The sequence below is a fragment of the Pseudomonas extremorientalis genome, assembly GCF_001870465.1.
In the GTDB taxonomy this organism is placed as follows: domain Bacteria; phylum Pseudomonadota; class Gammaproteobacteria; order Pseudomonadales; family Pseudomonadaceae; genus Aquipseudomonas; species Aquipseudomonas extremorientalis.
Genome location: NZ_MDGK01000024.1, coordinates 122,968 through 147,516 on the forward strand (window position 1 = coordinate 122,968; position 24,549 = coordinate 147,516).

Here is a 24,549-nt window from a genome sequence, read left to right on the forward strand (position 1 = left end):
CTACCAGGTCGAATTCTTGAAGGACAGGTACTTGCTCGCCAACTCACGGGCAAACTCGGCGGACTGTTCGATGGACATGCTGTGCTTGGAGTAGCCCAGCATCGATTGCATGACGGCCATGCACTGCGGGTTGTACGTGACGGAACCATCGCAATGGATTTCGTCGATACCGTCCTGGCTCTGGCAGATGCTGTTGATGCGCACCGCCTCATCCCGTGGGCAGGCCTCGGAGAACTGCACCTCGATCCGCCCCTCATGCAGCCGCACCGGATAGCCACCCGGAAGCCCAAGTGGGCCAGGCGCATGCACCCACGCCGGCGTGGGTGAAAACAGCCCTTCGATAACCGTGACGGCGGAGCACGCGGTCAGGAACTGCCCATCCACCCCGCCCAGGCGACGGAACTCGGATTTCACCGTAGAAAAAATCGCCTCGGCCGGCAGGCGTGCCACCTGTGGGCGGTCGCGCACTTCATACAGCAGGCGGTAGCTGGCACGCGGTGGCAGGCCGCCGCGCGGCACGTAGTGGCTGAAGTAGTGCTGGGCATACAACTGCACCTGCACATCGGCGGGCGAACATTCGAGCAACCGCGCAATGGAAAGACGCACGGCGGGAATCAGGTTGGCCACGTTCCCCACACCGATATCGGGTGCCAGGCCGACGCGAGCCAGGATCGGGTTGACCGCATCGGGGAACGCCGCGTTGACGGTTTTGGCCGAGATGCCGGAAGCCTTCACCGCCTGCATCAGGCAGTGCATCAACGTCAGGTGCATGGGCAGCCATGGCCCGAACTGGGCCTGATCGAGCTTTTCGAACGACAACTTGGGCAACCCGGTAATCACCCGCCACGACTGCAGCGACGCGCAGTTCACCAGGATATCCGGAGCTTCTTCACGCAGTAGCTGCGTCACCCGGCCGATGTCCGTGAGGTCAGCAATCACCGGCTTGATAGCAATGAATTGCCCCAGTTGCGCGCACGACAGCGCCACCAGGTTGCACAGCCGGATCGTCGCCTCTTCATTGCGCCCCAACACCACAAACTCGAACGCGTTTTTCGGCCCGAGAATCTTGAGGATCTGCAGGCACAGGTTGCCGGCGCCCACCAGCAGCAGTTTTTTCTTGCGCATCGAATGACTCACCGTGGGTAGGCTCCGTTGTCGACCGAAATCACCCTGCCGGTGCTGTGACGCAGGGCATCGCCGACCAGCAGCAAGATGACCTCGGCCACGCCGCCAGGCTGGATCGGATCCTTGAGGACTTCCTGGCGTGCGTACTCGGCGCGGCGGTATTCGGGGATGGTGTCGTAGATGGCGGTGTCATGGATCAGCGCCGGGGACACCGCGTTTACCCGTACGAACGGCGCAAAGTTCCAGGCGTTGGCCTTGGTCAGGCCGATCACCGCCGCCTTGGTGGCACCGTAGAGGGCATCGCAGCTGCCCACTTCACCGGCCACCGAAGCAATGTTGACGATGCTGCGCGGGGCTTCGTGGGTCATTTCCCGTTCGGCGAAGTCCTTGGACAGATACACCAGTGCCTTGAGATTGACGGTGAGGATCTCGTCGATCTGCTCATCGGAATAGGCGTAGACACTTTTACCGTGGTAAAGCCCGGCGTTATTGACCAAGCCATAAATGGTTGCATGACGCTTATACAGTTCAGGAATAAAACCCTTGATAACCGCCATATCGGAAAAGTCGGCGATATGCGCTTCAAATACTTCAGCACCGTAAAGCCGCTGCAATACGTTGAGGCCTTCGGCATCCTTGTCGGCGCCGATAACGAAGTAACCCTGTTGAATCGCCATTTCCACCGTGGCCCGACCAATGCCATTGGCCGCCCCGGTAACAATCAACTTCTTCATACAACCATCCTTATTGGCAAAATTCGTTCATGCGCGCGTAGAAAGTCCGATGGTATTCATACATCGCTTTTAACTTCGGATATTGGTCGAAGGCTTTCATATCGATGTGGTGTTTATCCGGCGTCACAATGCGCTCACTGTTTTCCGCCGCCGCATGCCAACGACGCCAGGTTTTCCATTGTTGCGGACACTCTCGCTTCCACGTCATGGCATGCGGCAGAAACTCAATGCCCAAGTAATCACACAACTTACGAATCACCCGTTCCGGTTCAGCGGCCAGATCATCAGCGTTAATCACATAAGGCACTTTGCCCGTGAGTTTTGTGACCACGCAAAAGATCTCGTAGAGCGCTTTATGCCCAATGGCCTGCAATGGCATATCCGGGTGCACCCGATGATGGGAAATAATGCTGCTGGCCGGCTCGCGGATAAGAAAGATATTGTCCTGTTGCGCGAGAAACTCACTGTCAACTTTCAAATTATCCAGACAGTGGTAACACATGTCTTTATGAACTACGTGTGTGCGCTCACGGGCGGTCAACAGATGCTGTTTTATATCCTGGTACGTCGTGGGCAAACTGTGATCCCACTCATCCGACGGGATCGCCGAGTCCTCGTAAAACGCCATGTGCGCAAAGGGCTCATGGAAAACCTCAAAATCGCCCCTCTCGATAAACACACGTTCCAGCACGGTGGAGCGCGAACGTGGGTGGGCCCACAGCCCGATCATCCGGTTCATGCGACCACCCCGAATTCAGCGGCCAGCAGTGCGTTGAGCGCGCGCTTGAAAGGCTTGGTCACCGGGCAAAGCCGCACGCAGTAATCGGTCAGGCGCCGGTGCGCGCTGTTGGCTTCGTTGCAGGCGTTGATAAACGCCTCATGATTGCCAAAGTCATACGGCTCGATGCTGTCGACAAAGTAGGCCTCGTAGAAATACGGGATACGGATCAGCTTGGCGAAGGTCGACGCGGGCGGTTTCTGTGGTTTCAAGGCGGGCACCACCGGTTTGCCGTGGCTTTCGCGCTCAATGAGGAACTCCACCACATCCGGCGTCAGCGTGTAGCAGGTTGCCGCATGCCCGGTCTTTTCCAGGTGCCAGCAATGCTTGTTGCCTCGCTCGTCCACATCGACTTTGATGCTGGACAGCAAGGTTTTGACCGGCACGCTCGCGGCCGCCACCAACGCCTGGACCTGCTCGTAGATCATCAGCTCGGCCCAGCGCAGCTCCTCGGCGCTGAATGCCAGGCCACGCTCCGCGGCCTGCAGCGTGAGTTCGGGCTGACAGGCGAAACGCCCGATCATGAAGGTGATCACGTACTTGCAGTGGGCAGTGTCGATACCGTTGCTGCGCGCGGTCGCCATGCCCCGCTCGATGGCCTGGATACCAGCCTGGAACTGCGCAACCGTGAAGCAGAAGGTGATATTGATCGACGCGCCCTGGGCGACCAGTTGCTCGACGGTCACCAACCCCTCCAGGCTGCCCGGCACCTTGACCATCACATTCGGTGCGAGGCGATGCAGTTCCAGGCCCCTGACGGTCATGCGCTCGGTGCAGCGCACATCCACCGGGTCGACCTGGGCGGAAATCCAGCCTTCGACCTGTGCCGATTGAACCCACAACGGCTGGAGCGCCGACGCCCCCTCAACGATGACCTCGTTGTACAACTGCTTGTGCAATTCGCTGGGAGTCAGGCTCGCCAGGTTGAAGCGCGACGACCAGTACTCGCGTTTTTCAAGGATAACGGCGGTCACCAGCCGGGGATTGGTGGTCACACTGCACAAGCCCCGGGGCTGGGAGAAATCGTCTGGCATCAACGCATCTATATAAGCTGCGGCGGCCGGGTACTTATCCAGCAGATGCTGTTTGTAAGGCAGGTAAACGGCAGGCGATGAATCCCACCATAGCTGTGAAGATTGATCGTTGCGTTTAAGTCTTTCCAGGTAACCCAGTGTGTTCACAACGCCTCCTCCCTGAGTAATAAGATCAATTAAAAATCGCCAGTACTTCACGCATGTCGGCGATCGGTAATGCGCCGGCAGCCGCCAACTGTGCACGCCGGTGCGGTGGACCAAAACCCAAAACCCTTATATTGGCAGCGACGGCCGCCTGAATACCCGTAACACTGTCTTCAATAACCAGCGCATCACTCACGGCAATATCGTAAGTGTCACAAGCCGTCAAAAACACCAACGGATCTGGCTTCCAGCGACCCAGTTCATAACAACTGAATATTCGCCCTTCGAAATAAGAAAACAGACCGGCAATACGCAAGCAGTGTTCTATCTTGCTACGGGGTGCGCTGGAGGCAACGCAGTACGGGACCTGCAAACTGTCCAGCACTTCAACAATCCCATCCGTCGCTTTTAAATCAAGCGTCAAGGCATCCAGCGCGCGCTGACGAAAGTGTTGCTCAAACTCATTGTCCAAATGAATATCTAAAATACATTCAGCTTCCCGCAAGCACTCCGCAATTCTGCGTCCGCGGAAGTGTTCGATAAAACGTGTCACATCAAGTGTCGCACTGCCAGGTGCACGTGCATTTAACATGGAGATCAACACAGACAGGGTGATCTCTTCACTTTGGACGAGTACCCCGTCGCAATCAAAGATCACTAACTTCGGCATGCCAACTAAGGCAGCGGTTTTTCCCTGAACTGGTAGTTCCCCTATATCGGCCGAAAGGCACATAGATACCTCTTGTAAGTGGCCCCGCGATGACTTCCGAACTACCAACGGAGCGGGTTGAGGTGTGCCTATAAGACACGGGCACAAAAAGCCTGTCAAACGCTTTTAAGCGGTTTTTTAGTATCTTATGGTTATTTTTTATAGTTCTGTTATTCCATTTTCCACCATGGTTGTAGTCGCTAAATTCACACGGCTGAACTTCCCTTGCGCACCGTCAGTCAGCTACTTGAACTCACGAAATAAAGGTCGGTGAGCAATGCGTATCTCGTTGGAGCAACAAGTGGCGCTGGTAACCGGCGCCAGTTCCGGAATCGGCGCCGGCGCGGCCAAGGCTCTGGCACAAGCCGGAGCGGCCGTGGTGCTGAATTACAACAGCCAGGCTGCCCCGGCCGAGGCATTGGCCAAGCAGATCAACGCCGAGGGTGGCCGGGCGATTGCCATCGGCGCCAACGTCTCTATAGAAGAAGAGGTAGAACAGTTGTTTGCCCAGGCCCTCGATGCCTTCGGCCACCTGGACATCCTGGTGGCCAACTCCGGCCTGCAGAAGGACGCCAACCTGGTGGACATGAGCCTGGACGACTGGAACACGGTGATTGGCGTCAACCTCACCGGCCAGTTCCTGTGTGCCCGGGCGGCCGTGCGCATTTTCAACCGCCAGGGCGTGCGCGAGGGTGTGTCGCGGGCAGCCGGCAAAATCATCCACATGAGCTCGGTGCACCAGCTGATCCCCTGGGCCGGGCATGTGAACTACGCAGCGTCCAAGGGCGGCGTGGACATGCTGATGCGCACCCTCGCCCAGGAAGTCAGCGAACAGCGCATCCGCATCAATGGCATTGCGCCGGGAGCGATCCGTACGGCGATCAATCGTGCGGCCACTGAAGGCGCCGCAGAGACGGAACTGCTGAAGCTGATTCCCTATGGACGGGTCGGCGATGTGGAAGACGTGGCCAACGCCGTGGTGTGGCTGGCCAGTGATGCGTCCGACTACGTCGTGGGCAGCACACTCTTTATTGATGGCGGCATGAGCCTGTATCCGGAGTTCCGTGGCAATGGTTGATTTGAAGAACGAGCAACAAAGCCCCATCGATGCCCACGGCATCATCGGCGACATGCGCAGCGCGGCACTGGTGAACGACAAAGGCAGCATCGACTTCTTCTGCTGGCCGGAATTCGACAGCCCGTCGATCTTCTGCTCGCTGCTGGACAGCCCCGATGCCGGCATCTTCCAGCTCACCCCGGACCTGCCCAACGCGCGCCGCGAGCAGATCTACCTGCCCGACACCAACGTGCTGCAAACCCGCTGGCTCAGCGACGACGCCGTGGTAGAGATCACCGACCTGCTGGCCATCAGCGAAGAAATCGACGACCTGCCACTGCTGATACGCCGGGTGCGGGTGGTCAGCGGCACGGCCGAGATTCATCTGCGCTGCGCCGTGCGGCATGACTATGCGCGCACGCCCACACACGCGACCGTCGACAACGGCACCGTGTGCTTCAGTGCCGACGGCCAGCCCGGCCTGCGCCTGTCCGGCAGCCATCCGCTGCAGATCCAGGACGGCGCTGCCATAGCCCGCTTCACCCTGGACCAGGACGAAGGTGCCGAGTTCGTCCTCGGCGGCCAGGACGACGAACGCGTAGACAGCGGTTGCACCGACCTGGCCCTGGCCCACACCTTGAAATTCTGGCGCGGCTGGATCGCACAATCGAACTACCGTGGGCGCTGGCGCGAAATGGTCAACCGCTCGGCCCTGGCCCTCAAGCTGCTGACGTCGCGCAAACACGGCGCGATCATCGCCGCCGCCACCTTCGGCCTGCCGGAAAGCCCCGGCGGAGAGCGCAACTGGGACTATCGCTACACCTGGATCCGCGATGCGTCGTTCACCGTCTACGCCTTCATGCGCCTGGGTTTTGTCGACGAAGCCAACGCCTATATGCGCTGGCTCAAGGGCCGCGTCAGTGACTGCTGCGGCCAGCCGACCAAGATCAATATCCTGTACGGCATCGACGGTCGCCAGGAGCTGCCGGAAGCCGAGTTGGAGCACTTCAAAGGCCATGGCGGCGCGAAGCCGGTGCGCATCGGCAACGGCGCGTTCGACCAGATCCAGCTGGACATCTATGGCGAGCTGATGGACGCGGTGTACCTGGTCAACAAGTACGGCGAAGCCATCTCCCACGAGGGCTGGAAGCACACCGTGGAAGTCACTGACCAGGTCTGCGAAATCTGGAATACCGAGGATGTGGGTATCTGGGAAATGCGCGGCGAACAGCACCACTTCCTGCACTCGCGGCTGATGTGCTGGGTGGCGCTGGACCGTGCCATCCGCCTGGCATCCAAACGTTCGCTGCCGGCGCCGTTCGCGCGCTGGGACCAGACCCGCCAGGCGATCTACGCAGATATCTGGAGCAACTTCTGGAACGAGGAACGCGGGCATTTCGTGCAGCATATCGGCAGCACGGCGCTGGACGGTTCGATGCTGCTGATGCCGTTGGTGCGCTTTGTCGCGGCGACCGATCCGCGCTGGCTCTCGACCCTGGAAGCGATCCAGAAAAGCCTGGTGCGCGACGGCATGGTCTACCGCTACCGCAACGACGACAGCCAGATCGATGGCCTGCAAGGCACCGAAGGCGCGTTTGCGGCCTGCTCTTTCTGGTACGTCGAATGCCTGGCCCGCGCCGGCCAGGTGGAAAAGGCCCACCTGGAATTCGAACAACTGCTGCGCTACGCCAACCCCCTGGGGCTGTACGCCGAAGAGTTCGACAACCAGGCCCGGCACCTGGGCAATACGCCCCAGGCCCTGAGCCACCTGGCGTTGATCAGCGCGGCGACGTTCCTGGACCGCAAGCTCAGCGGGGAGAAAACCACCTGGCAACCCTGAAAAGCCCTGTGCACAATGAGCAACTCTCCCGGCCACGGACAGGAACATCATGACCAACCCGTTCCCGCTGCTGTACGCACGCACGCCCCTGCTTGACGTGGCCTATGAAGCCCATGGTCCCATCGACGGCAAACCGGTGATCCTGCTGCACGGTTTTCCCTACGACCCACGTGCCTATGACGCGATTGCCCCGGTACTGGCCGGGCATGGCTGCCGTGTGCTGGTGCCGTACCTGCGCGGTTACGGCCCGACACGGTTTATCAATGCGCAGGTAATGCGTTCAGGCCAGCAGGCGGCGCTGGCCAAGGACCTGCTGGACTTCATGGATGCATTGGCGATCCCGCAGGCCACGCTGGCCGGGTACGACTGGGGCGGGCGCGCCGCGTGTATCGTCGCGGCGCTGTGGCCCGAGCGCGTGCATGGGTTGGTGACCGGGGATGGCTACAACATCCAGGACATCGCCCAGTCGCTGAAGCCCAGGGCACCTGTGACGGAACATCGCTTGTGGTACCAGTACTACTTTCATACCCCGCGCGGTATGGACGGCTTGACCGCCAACCGGGGCGAACTGTGCAAGCTGTTGTGGTCGCTGTGGTCGCCGTCCTGGGCCGAGGGGCCGGGGCTGTATGCGCAGACGGCAGCTTCGTTTGATAACCCGGATTTTGTCGAGGTGGTGATTCACTCCTACCGCCACCGCTTCATGTACGCACCTGGCGACCCGGCGCTGGAAGCCATCGAGCAGGCACTGGCGTTGCAGCCGGCGATCTCGGTACCGAGCATTTCATTGTGCGGTGCCGATGATGGCGTGGGTCCGCCGCCTGAAGTGGATGACGACGTGGAGCATTTCAGCGGGTTTTACCAGCGCCGGGTGTTGCCAGGCGTGGGTCACAACATCCCTCAGGAAGCGCCGCAGGCCACACTGGACGCGGTGTTGGAATTGCTCGGCGAAAAACGTTCACGATAAGCCTGAGGCGTCACCGACAAGGCGCGCAGAAAGCTGCGACGCAGGGTTTCCTCGCAACCGAACCCACATTGCACCGCAATGCGTTTGACCGACGCCGTGCTATCGGCCAATTGCCGACGCGCGGTTTCGACGCGGATGAGCTCGACGGCACGTGCCGGGGTCTGGCCGGTTTCGGCGCGATAGTGGCGTACAAAGCTACGCTCGCTCATGCCGGCCTGGGCGGCCAGGGTCGAAATGTTCAAATCCAGGGTGAGGTTTTCGGCTATCCAGGCGTGCAGTTCGGCGAAGCGGCTGTCATCTTTTTGCAGGGACAGCGTCACGCTGAATTGCGACTGGCCACCGGGGCGCTTGAGAAACACCACCAGGTGCCGCGCCACTTCCAGGGCCACGGCGCGGCCCAGGTCCTCCTCCACCAGCGCCAGGCACAGGTCGATACCGGCGGTGACACCGGCGGAGGTCCAGACGGCGCCCTGCTGGATGAAGATCGGGTTGGACTCCACCGTCAGCGCAGGGAACTTGCGCGCCAACTCTTCACAACGCGTCCAGTGGGTGGCGACGCGGCAGCCGTCGAGCAGACCGCTGGCGGCCAACAGGAAAGCGCCGGTGCACACCGAGGTCATGCGCCGGGTGTATCTGGCTTTCTCACGCACCCAGTCCACCAGCGCCGGGTCTTCGGCAGCGCCGTACACGCCCCAGCCGCCGGCAATCACCAGCGTATCGCACGGCGCATCGACAGCGGGCAGCGGCTCGGCGACCAGCGCCAGGCCGGCGGAGGTCAGCACCGGCTGCGATTGCGCGGCGATCACCGATACCGCGTAAGGCAAAGGTTCGCCGCGCTGGCGCGCCAGGTCATTGGTGGAGGCGAACACCTGCAGCGGCCCGGTGACGTCGAGCACCTGGGCGTTATCGAAAGCGAGTACATGGACGATTCGAGGCATGATTGGCGTGTTTCGTGGGCTTAATGGCGTATCCGCCAAAGCCTAGGCCTCTACAGTGAAGCCGTCCACCCCTTTATCGGAGCTTCATTCATGACCTTGCAGATCGGCTTTCTGTTGTTCCCCGGCATCCAGCAACTGGACCTTACCGGCCCCTACGACGTGCTCGGTTCCCTGCCGGACGTGAAGTTGCACCTGGTTTGGAAAGACCTGGCCCCCGTCACCTCCAGCACCGGCCTGGTGTTCACCCCGACCATGACCTATGCCGACTGCCCGCCCCTGGATGTGATCTGCGTGCCCGGCGGTTCCGGCGTCGGCGCGTTGATGGAAGACCCGCAGACCCTGGATTTTCTCAAGGCCCAGGCACAAACCGCACGCTACGTGACCTCGGTGTGTACCGGCTCGCTGGTGCTCGGTGCGGCGGGTTTACTGCGCGGGCGCAAGGCGACGACACACTGGGCCTACCACGACCTGCTCGCCCCGCTCGGCGCCATTCCTGTGCAAGAGCGCGTGGTACGCGATGGCAACCTGCTGACCGGTGGCGGCATCACTGCCGGGATCGACTTCGCCCTGACCCTCGCGGCAGAGTTGTACAGCGAAGCAGCGGCGCAGTTGGTGCAACTGCAGATTGAATACGCGCCGGCACCGCCGTTCGATGCCGGTCGCCCGGACACCGCCCCCAGGCATGTGCTGGACGAGGCCAACAAGCGCACCGCCGAATCACGCAGGGTACGCGGGGAGATCGTCGCACGGGCGGCTGCTCGGTTGGGTTGATACGCTTTCTGTGTGGCGAGCGGGCTTGCCGCAAAAAGCTGGCCCAACACGTTTAGTCAGGCCGGACGCGACATCACCGCCAGGCGCACCGCCAGCACTGTCAGCACCGTCGCCAGTCCCCATTTCTGCAACCAGGCGCCTTTCGAGCGCCTGGCGAAGAACCGGCTCAGCGCCCCGCCAAACATGCCCAGCAGCAGATGAAACACGCCCGCAATCAGGGTCAACACGCCCCCCAGCACCATCAACTGCACAGCGATGGCCCCCGCCTCGGGCCTCACGAACTGTGGCAGGAACACCACAAAAAACAGCAGCGCCTTAGGGTTGAGCAAACTGTTGAGCATGGCTTGCAGGAACACCCGGCCCAGCGGTACCCGGCTGACGGGGCCAGCATCCAACCCAGGTTTTTTCTGCAAGGTCTTGAACACCAGCCACAGCAGGTAGATCACACCCGCATACCGGATCACGTCAAAGGATGGCGGCCAACTGGCAACCAGCGCCGTCACCCCGGTGGCGGTCAAGGCGGTCAGCAGCACGTCGGCCACGCCAATGCCCAGGGCAGACGCCATCCCGCCGCGCCAGCCGTGGGTCACGCCGTGGCTGATCACAAAGGCCATGTTCGGCCCCGGGGACAACAGCAACAGCAGCACAGCACCGGAAAAAACCGCCAGGGTCGCCAGGTCGATCATGCTCAAGCCTTCCACCGGGAAAAGCCTGCAGATTAGTCGGTGCACCGGCGGCAAACAAAAAATTGTGCTGGATACAGTGCGCGCCGGGAATTGCGAAGGGCCACGACCAACGTCTAGAATGCGAAACATTATCAATTAAGACAGCTGTGCCAGGATGCCCATGTCGAGCGATCACCCACTGGACCACGCCGCCATCGGCCAGCTTTACCACGCCCATCATTCCTGGCTGCGCGGCTGGTTGAGCCGGCGCACCGGGTGCCGTGAACACGCCGCCGACCTGGCCCAGGAAACCTTCGTGCGCCTGCTCAACGCGCGCAAACAGCAAACCTTGCAGCAGCCGCGCGCCTACCTGAGCAGCATCGCCCGCAGCCTGATGATCGACCAGTACCGCCGCCGCGAACTGGAGCGCGCCTACCTGGAAAGCCTCGCGCATTTTCCGCAACTCGAAGTGCCGTCGGAAGAAACCCGCCTGCTCATTCTCGATAGTCTGGAACGCATCGACCGCTTGCTCGACCAGCTCAAGCCGCGGGTGCGCGAAGCCTTCCTGCTGGCGCAACTGGACGGCCTGACCTGTGCGCAGATCGCCCTGCGCCTGGGTGTGTCCAAGGCCACGGTGGAGCGTGACCTGTCCAAAGCGCTGCATGCCTGTTACCGCTTGCGTTATGCCGAAGGCTGACCCGCGCCTGGTGGACCAGGCCATCCAGTGGATGATCACGCTGCGCTTCAACGTGGCCGACGACGCCAGCACCGCCGCGTTCGAACGCTGGCTGCACACCAGCGCCGAGCACCAGTTGGTGTGGCAGCGGGTGGCCGCAATGAATGACGATTTCAGCCAACTGCCGCCCCAGGTCGGCCGGCACGCCCTGCACGGCGCGCGCCGACACATCTCCCGTCGTGAAGGCTTGAAACTGCTCGGCCTGGTTGCAGGTGCGGCCGGTTTGACCTGGCTCGGCCGCGACTACACGCCACTGCCTGCACTGATGGCCGACTACCGCACGGCCACCGGCGAGCGGCGCTGGGTGGCGCTGGACGATGGCAGCCGGATCCAGTTGAACAGCGCCAGCGCCCTCGACACGGCCTTCGATAAAGAGCGTCGCCTGGTGCGTTTGCGCCAGGGTGAAATACTGGTCAACACCGGCACCGATCACCGACCGTTCTGGGTACAGACCCGCGACGGCTACCTGCGCACCCGTGGCGCGCGTCTGCTGGTCCGCGAAGAAGCCCAAGGCACACAGCTGGCGGTGCAACAGGGCACGGTGGCGGTGTTTGCCGACAGCCATGCGGGCAATGCCCGCCAGGTACTCAAGCCTGGCGAGCAGGTGCTGTTCAATCGCAGCGGCATTCGTCCGGTTGTCGGCAACGGCCTTGACCCCTGGGCCTGGAGCGACGGCGTGATCAGCGCCCAGGCGATGCGGCTGGACGACTTCCTCGCCGAACTGGCGCGCTATCGCAACGGCCTGGTGCGCTGCAGCGAGGCGGTGGCTGGGCTGCGGGTGTCGGGGACTTATCAACTGGACGACACCGATCAAGCGCTAGGCCTGATCGCGCAATCACTCAAGCTCGATCTCACGTACCGCAGCCGCTATTGGGTGACAGTTTCCGCGCGCGCGTAACACTTCAAAAATAAATGAGGTGAATTCTCATTGCCGTTCGACCTGTAAGGAAAGGCCGATCAACAGGCCGGTTCTGTCCCACTTCCTTCAGGAGCACCCCGCGGTCATGCAAGCGTTCCCCTCCCAAGTTTCACCCCTCAAGCGCGCCATGCAGGCCGCCTTGCTTGGCGTCTGCCTGAGCAGTGCCCTGCCCCTGGCCGTGATGGCCGATACACCGTCCAGCGACACCCAGGCCCGTGACTGGAACATCGCGGCCGGCGCCCTCGCCGCTGCATTGGATCAGTTCGCACGCCAGGCCGGTATCAGCCTGTCCTACGACGCCACCAGCGTCGCCGGCAAGACAAGCCCGGGCTTGAGCGGCCGCCTGGATCCTCAGCAAGCGCTTGAGCAATTGCTGCGCGGCCAGGGCCTTGAAGCCCAACGCCAGGGCAACAGCACCTGGATGCTATTGCCGCAAGTGGCCGACACCGGCGCGCTGAGCCTGGGCGCTACCCTTATCAACGGCGAACGCCTGGGTGCCACCACCGAGGGCACCGGGTCATACACCACCGGTGCAGTCACCATCGGCAAAGGCGAACACAGCCTGCGGGAAACCCCACAATCGGTGAGCGTGATGACCCGCCAATTCATGGACGACCAGAACGTCACCACCATCGACGACGTAATGGAGCGCACGCCCGGCATCACTTCCTACGAGTCGCCCATGGGCGGCAAGTATTTCTACTCCCGTGGTTTCAAGATGCTCGGCCAGTACCAGTACGACGGCGTGCCCCTGGACATGGGCAAGGACTATGTCCAGGCCGACAGCTTCAGTGCGAACATGGCGATTTATGACCGCGTGGAAGTGCTCAAGGGCGCCGCCGGCATGCTCAAGGGGGCCGGCACCGCCAGCGGCGCGGTGAACTTTGTGCGCAAACGGCCACAGGCCAAGCCCACCACCAGCCTGTCGCTGTCGGCCGGCACCTGGGACAATTACCGCGCCGATCTCGACACCGGCGGCCCGCTGAATGACAGCGGCACGCTGCGTGGCCGCGCGGCGGTGAGCCAGCAGGATCGCGGGTCCTACATGGACATCGCCAAGCGCAAGGACCAGGCGTTCTACGGTGCGCTGGATTTTGACCTCACACCTGACACGACCCTGGGCGTCGGCGCCAGCTACGAGGATGTCGATGCCTCCCCGTGCTGGGGTGGCCTGCCGCGCTACGCCGACGGCAAAAGCGCCAACCTCAGTCGCTCGACCTGCCTGGGCCAATCCTGGAACGACTGGCAAAGCCGGCGTGCCACGTTCTTTGCCGACGTCACCCACCACTTCAACGATGACTGGAAACTCAAGGTCTCGGCAGTGCACAGCCGCAACCTGCAAGACACCAAATACGCCGCCAGCGAAGGCACCATCAACTATGGCGACCCGGCGCCGACGGCCAACTCCTATGCAGCGCTGATGGACTACGACCACAGGGACTACGGCCTCGATGCCTATATCGACGGCAAGTTCGAAGCCTTCGGCCTGGAACACGAAGTGATCCTCGGCGCCAACGGCAGCCGCGGAACCCAGGACGACGTCTATGCAATCCAGAACCTGCCCAAACGCCAGAGCATCTACCAGCCCGACCACCACTTCCCGGAACCGGCCAACAGCACCTTCTGGCCGAACATGTACCGTGGCGGCACGGTCAAGGAAACCGCCACCCAATACGGTACTTATGCCACCTTGCGCCTGCGCCTGGCCGAGCCGTTGATGTTCATCGTCGGCAGTCGCGTAAGCTGGTACGACAACCGTCGCGAGTCCTATAACCTGGGCTGGGGCGAGTGGTCCCTGCAAGATGCGCACACCAAGGAAACCGGCGAGGTCACACCGTTCGCCGCACTGATCTACGACCTCAATGAGCACCTCTCGGTGTACGCCAGCTACGCTGATATCTTCCAGCCGCAGAGTGCCTACGCTACGGCCGATGGCGCGGCGCTCAAGCCGAAAATCGGCGACAACTACGAGCTGGGTATCAAGGGCGAATGGTTCGATGGGCGCTTAAACAGCTCCCTGGCATTGTTCCGTGCCATCGAGAAAAACGGCGCCGAAACCGACTACAACAGCTTCTGCCCGACCTCGGCCGATGGCTATTGCTACACCGATAAAGGCAAGGTGCGCGCCCAAGGCGTGGAGGCCGAAATCAGCGGTGAAGTGCTCGAGCGCCTGCAACTGTTCGGCGGCTACACCTACACCCAGACCAAATCCCTGAACACCATTGACAGCACAAAAGAAGGCGGCGTCTCCAACACCTATGTGCCTCGGCACATGCTGCGCGTGTGGGGTGACTACCAGCTCGACGGCGCACTGTCGAAATGGAGCGTGGGCACCGGCGTCAACGCCCAGAGCAGCAACTACCGCGTGCAAACCATCAAACTGGAACAGGCCGGCTACGCCACCTGGAACGCGCGCGTGGCGTATCGTCTCGATGACACCTGGACCGTGGCGCTCAACGGCAACAACTTGTTCGATAAACGTTATTACAACACGGTCGGCACCGCCTCTTGGGGCAACTTCTACGGTGAACCGCGCAATTTTACCGTCAGTTTGAAAGGCAACTTCTGATCCGGTGAAAGCCCCGGTGGCAGGGTACTTAGTGCGCCCTGCCCCTCCCTTTTTGTCCCCCTTTCCTACCTCGCATTGAAAAAGGTTTTTCCTTTAAGCAGGAAAAATCTGACATTTGTTCCTACACTCAAAAACACACCCAATCACCGAGTGTTCGGACAAGGAACGTCAATAAAATGCCTAAGAAAAAGCCAGTTAACCTGTCTAACACGCCACCTCCGCACCATCGTCAATTCATTGACTGAACACATATCAAAGGAACACTCCTTTAGTCACTACCCCGCAAAACCCACTCAAATGGATAGCTGCATTTGGAATGGCTAGTTGCGTATTACCCAGCGTAGTCGTTCGACCCTAGTTCTAAAGCCAGTCACCGCTTATTGAACAAACCGTCGAACAGTGAAGCCTGGAGTGCAATGAGGGATGTTTGTATGCGAGAGAAGTCGTCCGTCGACAGCCTGTTCTTAACGCGCGCCGGTTTTGTTGAGTTCTTTGTTGTTTTCGTCAAGTTGGTCCATGGCCTGACGGCCATTCTGCCCCCCCTGGTCCTGGTGCTCTTGCTGGACCCGATGGCCCCTGAGCTGCGCGCCCACTTCCTGGGCCTGCTGGTATTTTTTGCGGTCCTCACCATTATTTTGTTCCAGGCGCTGGGCATCTATTCCGAAGAACTGTTCAGCAATCGCCTGCGCCTGAAAACCAAGATCAAGGCCTGGTCGGCGGCGTTCTGCATCCTGCTGTTCATGTACCAGATCCTGCAAATGTTCCCGCAGTTGACCCCGCGCAACCTGGTGACCTGGTACGTCGCCAGCCTGGCACTGTTCTGCCTGGAGCGCCTGCTGATGCTGCGCCTGTATCGCAAGCTGATGCGTGCCGGCAAATTCCTGCAACGCACGGTGATCCTGGGTTTTACCGACACCGCCGTACACGTTGCCGATCACCTGCTGCGCAACGGTGACATCCGCTCCGGCCTGGTCGGGTTCATCGACGACCGCACCGAACGCATTCCCAAGGAACTGAGCAACCTGCCCCTGCTGGGCAACACCCGCGACCTGGAAAAGCTGATCCGCGCCGAGCAGGTCAACCAGGTGATGATCTGCCTGCCCTGGGCCGCCGAGCAGCGCATCCATGGTTTGGTCAACCGCCTGCGGCAGCTGTCGGTGAACGTGATGCTGGTACCAGACATGGCCGCCCTGCGTTACGGCCACAGCAAGATTACCGACGTGGGCGGCATCCTGATGTTCAACACCTCGCAATTGCCGTTGCGCGGCTGGTCGCCGGTAATCAAGCGCTGCGAGGACTTGCTGCTGGCCAGCCTGGCGCTGGTATGCCTGTCACCAGTGATGCTGATGACGGCGATTGCGATCAAGCTCGATTCCAAAGGCCCGGTGCTGTTCCGCCAGAACCGCTATGGCTACAACGACAACGAAATCCGCGTGTTCAAGTTCCGCTCGATGTACACCGACCAGAGCGACTTCACCGCGGAACGCCAGACCACCCGCGAAGACCCGCGCATCACCCGCGTCGGCCGCGTCATCCGCAAGACCAGCATCGACGAGCTACCGCAACTGTTCAACGTGCTGCTGGGCAACATGTCCATGGTCGGCCCGCGCCCGCATGCCACTGCGACCAAGGCTGCGGGCATTCCCTTCGAAGTGGCGGTCAGCGAATACAGCTCGCGGCACCGGGTCAAGCCGGGCATCACCGGCTGGGCGCAGATCAACGGCTACCGGGGTGAGACCGACACCCTGTTCAAGATCCAGAAACGGGTCGAATACGACCTGGAGTACATCTCCAAGTGGTCGGTGTGGTTCGACTTGTACATCGTTTTCATGACGGTCCCGGCCGTCCTTTCCACCAAGGAAGTCTATTGATGAACACACTCAACGGATTGATTCCCTGCATTATTTCCGGTGGTTCGGGCACGCGGCTGTGGCCGGTGTCCCGGCAGAACATGCCCAAGCCGTTCATGCGCATGCGCGACGGCCAGAGCCTGCTGCAGAAAACCTTCCAGCGCGCGGCCAAGCTGCCGGGTGTGGAAAGCGTGCTGACAGTGACCAACCGCGACCTGCTGTTCCGCACCCTGGATGACTACCGCCTGGTCAACAAGGCCCATCTGCCCCTGGACCTGCTGCTGGAGCCGTTCGGCCGCAACACGGCGGCGGCGATTGCCGTGGCGGCGTTGCATGTGCAGGAGCATTTCGGCGGTGACGCACAGTTGCTGGTGATGCCCGCCGACCATCTGATCCTCAATGAAGTGGCGTTCGCCGAGGCCGTGACCCAGGCCCGCGACCTGGCCGAAGCCGGCTACCTGGTGACCTTCGGCATTCAGCCGGATCATCCGGAAACCGGCTTTGGCTACATCGAACAGGGCGAGGCGCTGGGCACCGGCCATCGGGTCAAGCGTTTCGTGGAAAAACCCGACCTGGCCACCGCCCAAGGCTACCTCGACGGCGGCAAACACCTGTGGAACGCCGGCATGTTCTGCTTCAAGGCCAGCGCCCTGGTAGACGAACTCGCCGCCCATGCACCGGACGTACTGGACGCTGCCCGCGCCGCGCTGGAACACAGCCAAAGCCTGCAGAACAAGACCTCACGCCAGCGTGAGCTGGACGCGGACGCCTTCGGCAGCGCGCCGGATGTGTCCATCGACGTGGCGCTGATGGAGAAATCCAGGCAAGTCGCCGTGGTGCCCTGCGACATCGGCTGGAGCGACATCGGCTCGTGGGAAGCCCTGCGCCAGCTCACCCCCAGCGACGCCCATGGCAACCAGGTCAACGGCGAAGCGATTTTGCACGACGTGCATAACTGCTACATCGACTCGCCCAAGCGCGTACTCGGTGCCGTGGGCGTGCGCGACCTGATCATCGTCGACACCCCCGACGCCCTGCTGATCGCCGACGCCCAGCGCAGCCAGGACGTGCGCTACATCGTCGCCGAGCTCAAGCGCCAGAACCACCCGGCGTACAGCCTGCACCGCACCGTCACCCGGCCATGGGGCACCTACACCGTGCTGGAGGAAAGCAGCCGCTTCAAGATCAAGCGCATCGTGGTCAAGCCCCAGGCGTCGCTGTCGTTGCAGATGCACCACCACCGCAGCGAACACTGGGTGGTGGTCAGCGGTGCGGCGCAGATCACCAACGGCGAGCGCGAATTCCTGATCAACGCCAACGAGTCCACCTACATCCCCGCCGGGCACAAACACCGCCTGACCAACCCCGGCATCATCGACCTGGTGATGATCGAGGTGCAGAGCGGCGAGTACCTGGGCGAGGACGACATCGTGCGTTTCGACGACATCTACGGGCGCGCGCCTGCAGAAGTGAAGAAATGACATGCTCACCTCACTGATCATCCCGACCCGTAACGCTTCCAGCCATCTGGGCCGCCTGCTGCCGGCGCTGAAGATGCAAACCCTGCAACCCGACGAGATGCTGGTGGTGGACAGCGCCTCCAACGATGACACTGTGGCGCGCTTTCGCGAATTCGGGGCGCGGGTCGAGGTGATCGACGCGCGTGACTTCAACCACGGCGGCACCCGGCGCTGGGCCAGTGGGCAGGTGAGCGGCGACGCGCTGATCGTGATGACCCAGGATGCGATCCCCGCCACCCCGGAAACCTTCGCCAACCTGCTCGCCGAATTGCAGCAGGACCCGCTCAACGGCGTGGCCTACGGTCGTCAGTTGCCACACCCCGACGCCGGAGTACTGGGTGCGCAATCGCGGCACTTCAACTACCCGGAGCAAAGCCGCAGCAAGAGCCTGGCCGATGCGCCGGAGCTGGGGATCAAGACCTGCTTCAGTTCCGACTCGTTTTCCGTGTACCGGCGCAGCGTGCTGGAGGCGGTGGGCGGTTTCCCGGCGGATGTGATCGGCAGCGAGGACGCCTATGTGGCGGCGCGCATGCTGCTCGAAGGCTACAAGGTGCGCTACGCCGCCACGGCGCTGGTGCATCACTCGCACGATTACAAGCTCATGGATGAGTTTCACCGCTACTTCGATATCGGCGTGTTCTACGGCCGCGAACCGTGGATCAAGCAGGCCTTTGGCGATGCCGGTGGTGAAGGCAAACGCTACGTGCTGGCTGAACTGGCGGCCTTGCGCAAGGCCGGTGCCTTGCACCGTGTTCCCGAAGTACTGGTGCGCAGCGCGTTCAAACTGCTCGGCTACCGGCTGGGCCATCTGGAGCGCCGCCTCCCCCTCGCCCTCAAGCGGCGCATCAGCATGTTTCCCGGTTATTGGAGGTGAGCATCATGACCCACAGGAAGTCCCCCTTGATGAAACGAACCCTGCTCGTCGTGGCCATGGTGGCCCTGGCCGCCTGCAATACGCCGGCACGCATCGTCCCGCCCGACAGTGACACCGTCGAGGCCGGCAAACGCGCCCTCGACCAGCTGGCACAATTGCCGCCGGCGGTGGAGCGCATCCGCATCGGCGACCAGTTGCGCATCGTCCGCGATGCCGGCGAGATGCCGACACTGTCGGCGTTCAACGTCAGCACAATCTATGAGCTGACGCTGTACACGGTGCAGACCGACGGCAAGATCAACTACCCGTTCCTGGGGCCGGTGCAGGTCGCCGGTCGCCAGCCGTCGGAGCTGGCCACGGAGTTGACCGGCAAACTCGCGCCCATCTACCGCGAACCGCGTGTGACGGTGAACATCAACCAGGCGCCGAGCGGCTCGATCATCGTCGGCGGCGCGGTGAACAACCCGACGGCGGTGCAGATCGCCACGGCCAACACCCTGGAACAAGCCATCATCGGTGCCGGCGGGGTCAGCCCGGCGGGCAACGCCAGCATGGTCGCCCTGCTGCGCGAAGACGCCCAGGGTGCCTATCGCGCGTACTTCCTGGATTTCAGCCAGTTGCTCAAGACCGGTCCCAACGGGCGCAAACCCGTGCGCCTGCAACGCGGCGATGTGGTGTTCGTGCCCAAGTCCAACGTGGGCGAACGCATCCAAGGGGTGGATACCTACATGAACCAACTGATCCCGTTCACCAAGTCGATCGGGGTTGGCTACAACTACACCCGAACCAGCGGCGGCAACAACTAAAGGAGCGACATCCCAATGATCGAGATCCGTTCTTTTCGTGATCTTCTGCGCTTGTTCTTCATCTTCCGGCATGAGTTCAAGCTGGCGGCGATTGCCGCGCTGGTGATCATCCTGCTGGGGGCGTTCCTGCTGCCGGCCAAGTACGAGTCCACCGCGCGCCTGTTGGTCAAGCCTGGGCGTGATTCGACCTTGCCCATCGAGATCAGCAACCGCCAGGCGCTGGTAATGCCCAGCACCCAACGCGACCCGATTGTCGACGAAGAACGCCTGCTCACCGGCCGGCCGATCGTACGCGCGGTGGCCGAGCATTACCTGGAAGTGATTGAAAACGCGCCGCCGCCGGAAGGTTTCTGGAAGCGCACCAAGTACTACGTCAAGAGCGGCGTGGGCGCGGTGTTCGATGGCCTGCGCGTAGTGCTTGAAACCGTCGGTATCGTGGAGAAAACCACGCCGGTGGAACGCCTGGCCGCCAGCCTGGAGAAAAACTTCGAGGTCAGCCACGCCGTCGGTTCCACGGTGATGGACATCAGCTTCAAGTGGGGCGACCCCGAGATCGCCCAGGCGGTGGTCAAGGATTGGGTCGAGACCTACATCAACGAGCGCACCGAGGCCCTGGGGCGCAAAAGCCTGTACGCGTTCTACGAAGGCCAGGTGGCCAACAGCGCCACCGAGATCAAGAGCTACAAGGAGCAGATCCTCACGCACCTGAACCAGATCGGCGCGGCGAGCATCACCGACCGCCTGGAGGATCTGTCCGAGCGCATCAACGTGCTGCGCGGTGAGACCTTCAACACGACGCGGTTGATCGCCTCGTCCGACAGCGCGATCCAGAGCACGCGCACCCAGCTCAAGGGCCAGCCCAAGGAAGTCACCACCGTACGCCAGATCGCCCTGAACCCGCAGCAGCAGGATTTGCGTCGCCTGCTCAACCAGAAGCTGCTGGAAAAGGCCGACATGATGCGTACCTATACCGACAATGCGCCGCCGGTCAAAGCCCTGGACGCGTCGATCCGGGCCATGCAGATGCAGGTCAACAGCGAGAGCAACACGGTGCAAGCCTCGGAGAACCGTGCGCCGAACACCCTGGAAATTCACTTGCAGCGCGTGTTGCTGGATGAAACCAGCAACAACGTGGCGCTGCGTACCCAGTTGGTGCAACAACAGAAACAACTGTTGAACCTGGAAGAGCAACGCAAGCAGGCCCTGGAGATCGAGCCGGAGCTGGCTCGCCTTTCCCGCGAGCTGAACACCACCGAGCGCAACTACGCGCTGTACGTGGATAACCTGGAAAAATCGCGCATCGATCGTGAGCTGGACAACAGCCAGATCAGCAACATCGCCGTGATCGAAGAAGCCACCCTGAACCCGGGCCGCATCTTCCCGAAAACCCTGGTGATGCTGGTGTTGGCGATCCCGTTCGCCATCGTGGTCGGCCTGCTGGTGATCTACCTGTGCTACCTGCTCGACCAGCGGATTCACGACGGTGGCCTGGTGGAGCGCAAGTTCGGCCTGCCGCTGTGGACCACCCTGCCGGAGCTGGACACCTCCACCGCGCAAAGCACCAACGCGTTCAATGCGAGCATCTACCGTTTGTACAGCCTGCTGCAGCCCGAGCGCATTGCCGAACAGGGCGTGACCCTGGGCCTGACCTCGGCGCGTCACGGCGAAGGGGTGACCTTTGTGGTTGAACAACTGCGCCAATTGCTCAGTGAAAACGGCATCAACGTGCGCGTCGGCGGGCCGCACGCTGCTGCGCCGGGTGAAGTGGTGCTGCTGGATGCCTCGGCCCTGCTGGACAACCGCGAGGCGTTCGTCGATCTGCGTCGCGCCGACCTGATCGGGCTGGTGGTGGAAGCGCGCAAAAGTACCGTGCCGGTGGTGGAGCATGCGCTGTCGATCCTCAACACCGCGTTCGGCAAGGTGGACGGCATTATCATCAACCGTCGCAAGTTTGAAGTGCCGGGCAAAGTGCTGCGCACCATCGGCAAGTACCGGGGAGCGTTCTGATGCGAATCGCCCTGCTCGCCCCTTTGCCGCCGGAGAAAAACGGGATCGCCGACTACGCGAACCATTTCCGCACGGCCTTGGAACACCTTGGTGTGACGGTGCTGACGCCGTTGGCCGGGGTGACGGGCAACTCCGGAGCGATCAAACAGGCCATCAACGCGTTCGACTGGCAGGCCGTCGACCTGGTACACGCCGAACTGGGCGGCGGGCGCCTGGGGGAATTCCTGGCCTTGCGTGAATTGCGCAAGGCTTATCCCCAGTTGCCGCTGACCGCCACGGTGCATGACCCGGAACGCATCGTATGGCGCCGCGAGCACCTGCCGTTCCCCTTGAACCTGATGGAAAGTTTGCCCAGCCCGCTGCCGCAGGCTGCCGTGGTGCTGGCCGACCCGCTGACCCTGCGCGAAGAGCGCCAGGTCGCCAAGGGGCTGACCCGGCTGGTGACCCTCACCCGCCTGGGCGCCGACTGCCTGAGCCAGCGCATGCACTTGCCGGCCGGCAAAGTCGCGGTGATCAACCATGCCAACCTGCCGATCCCGGCGGCACCGTTGCCGCCCCTCGCCACGCTGCGCCTGCTGTATTTCGGGTTTATCTACCGAGGCAAAGGCATCGAAGACCTGGTACAGGCACTGGCGGATGTGTTCAAGCAAGCCCCCGAATTGCGCGACCGCGTGCGCCTGACCCTGGCGGGCGGCACCGCCGCGGAAATGGCGTTTGGCGCAGGCGGTAACTACCTGGAGCAGTTGAACGCACAGATCGCTGCGCTGGGCCTGACCGACGCCATCGACTGGCGCCTGAACCTGCCGGCGGATGACATCGCCCAGACCATCCAGGCGCACCACGTGATGGTGCTGCCCTACCGTGAATCGAAAAAACTCGGCCTGCTGGGGCGCCAGCGTGGCACCAGTGGCGCACTGTCCTGGGCCACCGCCTGCGGGCGCGGCGCGATCACCTCCGACGCCCGCGCGTTTGCCGAGGAAGTCGCCAGCGGCAACGGCGCGATCTACCCCGAGGGTGATGTAGCCGCGCTCGGCGAACAGCTGCTGCGCCTGGCGCGTACGCCGCTGCTGGCCCGGGATTGGGCCGAACGCGCCGGCGAAATCGGCCGTGAGCGCGTGTGGCCGTTGACCGCGCAGAAATTCAAGCAGCTCTTCGAGCAGGCCATCACCGGAGCCCCCTATGGCGCGTAAACGCACCTACCTGGCCACCCTCGCGGTGGTCGCCGCCCTGGGCCTGACCGCATTCTTGTGGGGACGCCAGGCGGATGCCGAAAGCCATGTGCTCAAGGGCAGCAAGGAGGTGGTCTGGAAGGACTTCCTGGGGGTGAATGCGCAGTTCCTGTGGTTCAGCCCCGAGCGCTACCAGAAGCAGATCGACCGCCTCAAGGCCCTGGGCCTGGAGTGGGTGCGCCTGGATCTGCATTGGGATCAGCTGGAAACCGCGCAGAACCAATACAAGCTCGCCACCCTCGACGAGTTGGTGGGCAAGCTGCAGCAGAACCAGATCAAGTCGGTGTTTTACCTGGTGGGGTCGGCGCGTTTTATCAGCAGCGCCCCGCCGCTGTCGATGTACCCGGACCAGTACCCGCCGAAAGACCCCAATGTGTTTGCCAACCGCATGGCACTGCTGTCGCAGCGCTACCCCAGCGTCGAGGCCTGGCAAGTCTGGAACGAACCGAACCTGCTCGGCTTCTGGCGCCCGGCGGCAGACCCTGCCGGGTACGCGAATCTGTTGACCGTCACCACCAACGCCTTGCGCGCAGTGAACCCGAGCAAACCGGTGGTGGCCGCCGGCATGGCGTTCTTCAGCGAAATGCCCAGTGGCCAGACCATGTTCGACGCCCTGGGCGCACTCGGCGTGGCCAGCCTGAATACAGTGATCTCCTACCACCCCTATACCCAATTGCCCGAAGGCAACGACCCGGCCAACCTGGACTTCATCGCCAAGACCACCCAGCTCAACCAGGCCCTGCGCCACGGCGGCGTGAACACGCTGTGGAGCACCGAGTGGGGCTGGTCAACCTACAAGGGGCCAAAAGACGCCCAGGACATCATCACCCTCCAGGCCCAGGCCGACTACGTGGTCCGCCGCCTGGCGCTGATGAGTGCGATGGATTTCGACAAGATTTTCCTGTTCACCTTGAGCGACCTCGACCAGCGCGCCAGCGTGCGTGACCGCTCCTATGGCTTGCTGGATATCGACACCAACCCCAAGCCCGTCTACACCGCCTTGAAGAACTTCCTCGACGTCAGTGGGCCGACGCTCACGCCGGGCGATCCGCCGGTTGCCGACCAGTTGCCCGACGGCCTGTTCAGCATCGGTTGGACCCGCGCCGACGGGCGCAAGCTGTGGTTCTTCTGGTCGGCCCAGGGCGGCAACGCCCACTTGCCGGGCCTGGCCAGCGCCACCCTGTACGACCCGCTGCGCGGCACACAAACCCCGGTAAGCGGCACCAGCGGCCTGACCGTTCCGGTCAAGTCGAACCTGCAAATTCTGTTATGGGACTGAG

21 protein-coding genes are annotated in these 24,549 nt (G+C 62.1%); 14 read left to right on the forward strand and 7 right to left on the reverse strand.

The window, feature by feature from the left end:
- From BFN10_RS10990 to BFN10_RS11010, 5 genes are read right to left on the reverse strand one after another with little or no spacing between them, the layout of a single operon-like run.
- Entirely contained in the window at positions 1 to 1,137 is a 1,137-nt protein-coding gene (locus BFN10_RS10990; RefSeq protein ID WP_071489709.1) for an SDR family oxidoreductase, read from the reverse strand.
- Positions 1,134 to 1,859 carry an SDR family NAD(P)-dependent oxidoreductase gene (locus BFN10_RS10995; protein ID WP_071489710.1) on the reverse strand — a complete coding sequence of 242 codons (726 nt, stop codon included), beginning with the start codon at positions 1,857 to 1,859 and terminating at the stop codon, positions 1,134 to 1,136. Before BFN10_RS10995 ends, BFN10_RS10990 begins: the two co-directional genes overlap by 4 nt.
- A gap of 10 nt (positions 1,860 to 1,869) precedes the next feature.
- Positions 1,870 to 2,598, reverse strand: coding sequence for a sulfotransferase-like domain-containing protein (locus BFN10_RS11000; protein ID WP_071489711.1), 729 nt, complete (start codon positions 2,596 to 2,598; stop codon positions 1,870 to 1,872).
- A complete protein-coding gene (locus tag BFN10_RS11005; RefSeq protein ID WP_071489712.1) occupies positions 2,595 to 3,818 on the reverse strand; it encodes a transaldolase family protein in 1,224 nt (407 codons plus the stop codon). The genes BFN10_RS11000 and BFN10_RS11005 overlap by 4 nt, the downstream gene beginning before the upstream one ends.
- A gap of 25 nt (positions 3,819 to 3,843) precedes the next feature.
- A complete protein-coding gene (locus BFN10_RS11010; RefSeq protein WP_071489713.1) occupies positions 3,844 to 4,548 on the reverse strand; it encodes an HAD family hydrolase in 705 nt (234 codons plus the stop codon).
- 253 nt (positions 4,549 to 4,801) lie between these two features.
- Here BFN10_RS11010 and BFN10_RS11015 point away from each other — a divergent pair, with 253 nt between their 5' ends.
- The 3 genes from BFN10_RS11015 to BFN10_RS11025 are packed head-to-tail and all read left to right on the forward strand — an operon-like array spanning position 4,802 to position 8,385.
- Positions 4,802 to 5,602, forward strand: a complete 801-nt coding sequence (locus tag BFN10_RS11015; RefSeq protein WP_071489714.1) for a glucose 1-dehydrogenase — start codon at positions 4,802 to 4,804, stop codon at positions 5,600 to 5,602.
- Positions 5,595 to 7,421 carry a glycoside hydrolase family 15 protein gene (locus BFN10_RS11020; RefSeq protein ID WP_071489715.1) on the forward strand — a complete coding sequence of 609 codons (1,827 nt, stop codon included), beginning with the start codon at positions 5,595 to 5,597 and terminating at the stop codon, positions 7,419 to 7,421. The genes BFN10_RS11015 and BFN10_RS11020 overlap by 8 nt, the downstream gene beginning before the upstream one ends.
- A 49-nt stretch (positions 7,422 to 7,470) precedes the next feature.
- Positions 7,471 to 8,385 carry an alpha/beta fold hydrolase gene (locus BFN10_RS11025; RefSeq protein WP_071489716.1) on the forward strand — a complete coding sequence of 305 codons (915 nt, stop codon included), beginning with the start codon at positions 7,471 to 7,473 and terminating at the stop codon, positions 8,383 to 8,385.
- Here the strand turns inward: BFN10_RS11025 and BFN10_RS11030 are convergent.
- Positions 8,319 to 9,323 carry a GlxA family transcriptional regulator gene (locus BFN10_RS11030; RefSeq protein WP_071489717.1) on the reverse strand — a complete coding sequence of 335 codons (1,005 nt, stop codon included), beginning with the start codon at positions 9,321 to 9,323 and terminating at the stop codon, positions 8,319 to 8,321. The genes BFN10_RS11025 and BFN10_RS11030 overlap by 67 nt on opposite strands.
- Before the next feature lie 90 nt (positions 9,324 to 9,413).
- On the opposite strand from BFN10_RS11030, the gene inhA reads away from it, so the two are divergent.
- Complete coding sequence (inhA, locus tag BFN10_RS11035; RefSeq protein ID WP_071489718.1) at positions 9,414 to 10,094, forward strand: isonitrile hydratase; 681 nt, start codon at positions 9,414 to 9,416, stop codon at positions 10,092 to 10,094.
- Between the two features lie 56 nt (positions 10,095 to 10,150).
- Here the strand turns inward: inhA and BFN10_RS11040 are convergent, their stop codons facing one another.
- The gene (locus BFN10_RS11040) at positions 10,151 to 10,780 is read right to left on the reverse strand and encodes a LysE family translocator (RefSeq protein ID WP_071489719.1); all 630 of its coding nucleotides are present in this window, start codon (positions 10,778 to 10,780) and stop codon (positions 10,151 to 10,153) included.
- A 160-nt stretch (positions 10,781 to 10,940) separates the two neighbouring features.
- On the opposite strand from BFN10_RS11040, the gene BFN10_RS11045 reads away from it, so the two are divergent.
- The 10 genes from BFN10_RS11045 to BFN10_RS11090 all read left to right on the forward strand — a co-directional run bounded on the left by BFN10_RS11045 (position 10,941) and on the right by BFN10_RS11090 (position 24,548).
- Positions 10,941 to 11,456 carry a sigma-70 family RNA polymerase sigma factor gene (locus tag BFN10_RS11045; RefSeq protein ID WP_071489720.1) on the forward strand — a complete coding sequence of 172 codons (516 nt, stop codon included), beginning with the start codon at positions 10,941 to 10,943 and terminating at the stop codon, positions 11,454 to 11,456.
- Positions 11,443 to 12,393 (forward strand): FecR domain-containing protein, encoded by a 951-nt coding sequence (locus BFN10_RS11050; RefSeq protein ID WP_071489721.1) that lies wholly within the window; start codon positions 11,443 to 11,445, stop codon positions 12,391 to 12,393. Before BFN10_RS11045 ends, BFN10_RS11050 begins: the two co-directional genes overlap by 14 nt.
- 106 nt (positions 12,394 to 12,499) lie before the next feature.
- Positions 12,500 to 14,983 (forward strand): TonB-dependent siderophore receptor, encoded by a 2,484-nt coding sequence (locus tag BFN10_RS11055; RefSeq protein WP_071489722.1) that lies wholly within the window; start codon positions 12,500 to 12,502, stop codon positions 14,981 to 14,983.
- Between the two features lie 431 nt (positions 14,984 to 15,414).
- Positions 15,415 to 16,854, forward strand: coding sequence for an undecaprenyl-phosphate glucose phosphotransferase (locus BFN10_RS11060; RefSeq protein WP_071489723.1), 1,440 nt, complete (start codon positions 15,415 to 15,417; stop codon positions 16,852 to 16,854).
- The gene (locus BFN10_RS11065) at positions 16,854 to 18,314 is read left to right on the forward strand and encodes a mannose-1-phosphate guanylyltransferase/mannose-6-phosphate isomerase (protein ID WP_071489724.1); all 1,461 of its coding nucleotides are present in this window, start codon (positions 16,854 to 16,856) and stop codon (positions 18,312 to 18,314) included. The genes BFN10_RS11060 and BFN10_RS11065 overlap by 1 nt, the downstream gene beginning before the upstream one ends.
- A 1-nt stretch (position 18,315) precedes the next feature.
- Positions 18,316 to 19,227, forward strand: a complete 912-nt coding sequence (locus BFN10_RS11070) for a glycosyltransferase family 2 protein (RefSeq protein WP_071489725.1) — start codon at positions 18,316 to 18,318, stop codon at positions 19,225 to 19,227.
- 29 nt (positions 19,228 to 19,256) lie between these two features.
- Complete coding sequence (locus tag BFN10_RS11075; RefSeq protein WP_071489726.1) at positions 19,257 to 20,033, forward strand: polysaccharide biosynthesis/export family protein; 777 nt, start codon at positions 19,257 to 19,259, stop codon at positions 20,031 to 20,033.
- A gap of 15 nt (positions 20,034 to 20,048) precedes the next feature.
- Complete coding sequence (locus BFN10_RS11080) at positions 20,049 to 22,040, forward strand: GumC family protein (RefSeq protein ID WP_071489727.1); 1,992 nt, start codon at positions 20,049 to 20,051, stop codon at positions 22,038 to 22,040.
- The gene (locus BFN10_RS11085) at positions 22,040 to 23,230 is read left to right on the forward strand and encodes a glycosyltransferase (protein WP_071489728.1); all 1,191 of its coding nucleotides are present in this window, start codon (positions 22,040 to 22,042) and stop codon (positions 23,228 to 23,230) included. The genes BFN10_RS11080 and BFN10_RS11085 overlap by 1 nt, the downstream gene beginning before the upstream one ends.
- A complete protein-coding gene (locus BFN10_RS11090; protein WP_071489729.1) occupies positions 23,220 to 24,548 on the forward strand; it encodes a GH39 family glycosyl hydrolase in 1,329 nt (442 codons plus the stop codon). The genes BFN10_RS11085 and BFN10_RS11090 overlap by 11 nt, the downstream gene beginning before the upstream one ends.
- The last annotated feature ends 1 nt before the right edge of the window (position 24,549 follow it).

What these genes read in the sequence shown, in the direction of transcription:
- BFN10_RS11030 (WP_071489717.1), bottom strand. Translation starts at nt 9,323, where the DNA reads ATGCCTCGAATCGTCCATGTACTCGCTTTCGATAACGCCCAGGTGCTC.
- inhA (WP_071489718.1), top strand. Translation starts at nt 9,414, where the DNA reads ATGACCTTGCAGATCGGCTTTCTGTTGTTCCCCGGCATCCAGCAACTG.
- BFN10_RS11000 (WP_071489711.1), bottom strand. Translation starts at nt 2,598, where the DNA reads ATGAACCGGATGATCGGGCTGTGGGCCCACCCACGTTCGCGCTCCACC.
- BFN10_RS11010 (WP_071489713.1), bottom strand. Translation starts at nt 4,548, where the DNA reads ATGTGCCTTTCGGCCGATATAGGGGAACTACCAGTTCAGGGAAAAACC.
- BFN10_RS11080 (WP_071489727.1), top strand. Translation starts at nt 20,049, where the DNA reads ATGATCGAGATCCGTTCTTTTCGTGATCTTCTGCGCTTGTTCTTCATC.
- BFN10_RS11090 (WP_071489729.1), top strand. Translation starts at nt 23,220, where the DNA reads ATGGCGCGTAAACGCACCTACCTGGCCACCCTCGCGGTGGTCGCCGCC.
- BFN10_RS11055 (WP_071489722.1), top strand. Translation starts at nt 12,500, where the DNA reads ATGCAAGCGTTCCCCTCCCAAGTTTCACCCCTCAAGCGCGCCATGCAG.
- BFN10_RS11015 (WP_071489714.1), top strand. Translation starts at nt 4,802, where the DNA reads ATGCGTATCTCGTTGGAGCAACAAGTGGCGCTGGTAACCGGCGCCAGT.
- BFN10_RS11045 (WP_071489720.1), top strand. Translation starts at nt 10,941, where the DNA reads ATGTCGAGCGATCACCCACTGGACCACGCCGCCATCGGCCAGCTTTAC.
- BFN10_RS11070 (WP_071489725.1), top strand. Translation starts at nt 18,316, where the DNA reads ATGCTCACCTCACTGATCATCCCGACCCGTAACGCTTCCAGCCATCTG.
- BFN10_RS11085 (WP_071489728.1), top strand. Translation starts at nt 22,040, where the DNA reads ATGCGAATCGCCCTGCTCGCCCCTTTGCCGCCGGAGAAAAACGGGATC.
- BFN10_RS11020 (WP_071489715.1), top strand. Translation starts at nt 5,595, where the DNA reads ATGGTTGATTTGAAGAACGAGCAACAAAGCCCCATCGATGCCCACGGC.
- BFN10_RS11075 (WP_071489726.1), top strand. Translation starts at nt 19,257, where the DNA reads ATGAAACGAACCCTGCTCGTCGTGGCCATGGTGGCCCTGGCCGCCTGC.
- BFN10_RS11060 (WP_071489723.1), top strand. Translation starts at nt 15,415, where the DNA reads ATGCGAGAGAAGTCGTCCGTCGACAGCCTGTTCTTAACGCGCGCCGGT.
- BFN10_RS11040 (WP_071489719.1), bottom strand. Translation starts at nt 10,780, where the DNA reads ATGATCGACCTGGCGACCCTGGCGGTTTTTTCCGGTGCTGTGCTGCTG.
- BFN10_RS11050 (WP_071489721.1), top strand. Translation starts at nt 11,443, where the DNA reads ATGCCGAAGGCTGACCCGCGCCTGGTGGACCAGGCCATCCAGTGGATG.
- BFN10_RS11025 (WP_071489716.1), top strand. Translation starts at nt 7,471, where the DNA reads ATGACCAACCCGTTCCCGCTGCTGTACGCACGCACGCCCCTGCTTGAC.
- BFN10_RS11065 (WP_071489724.1), top strand. Translation starts at nt 16,854, where the DNA reads ATGAACACACTCAACGGATTGATTCCCTGCATTATTTCCGGTGGTTCG.
- BFN10_RS10995 (WP_071489710.1), bottom strand. Translation starts at nt 1,859, where the DNA reads ATGAAGAAGTTGATTGTTACCGGGGCGGCCAATGGCATTGGTCGGGCC.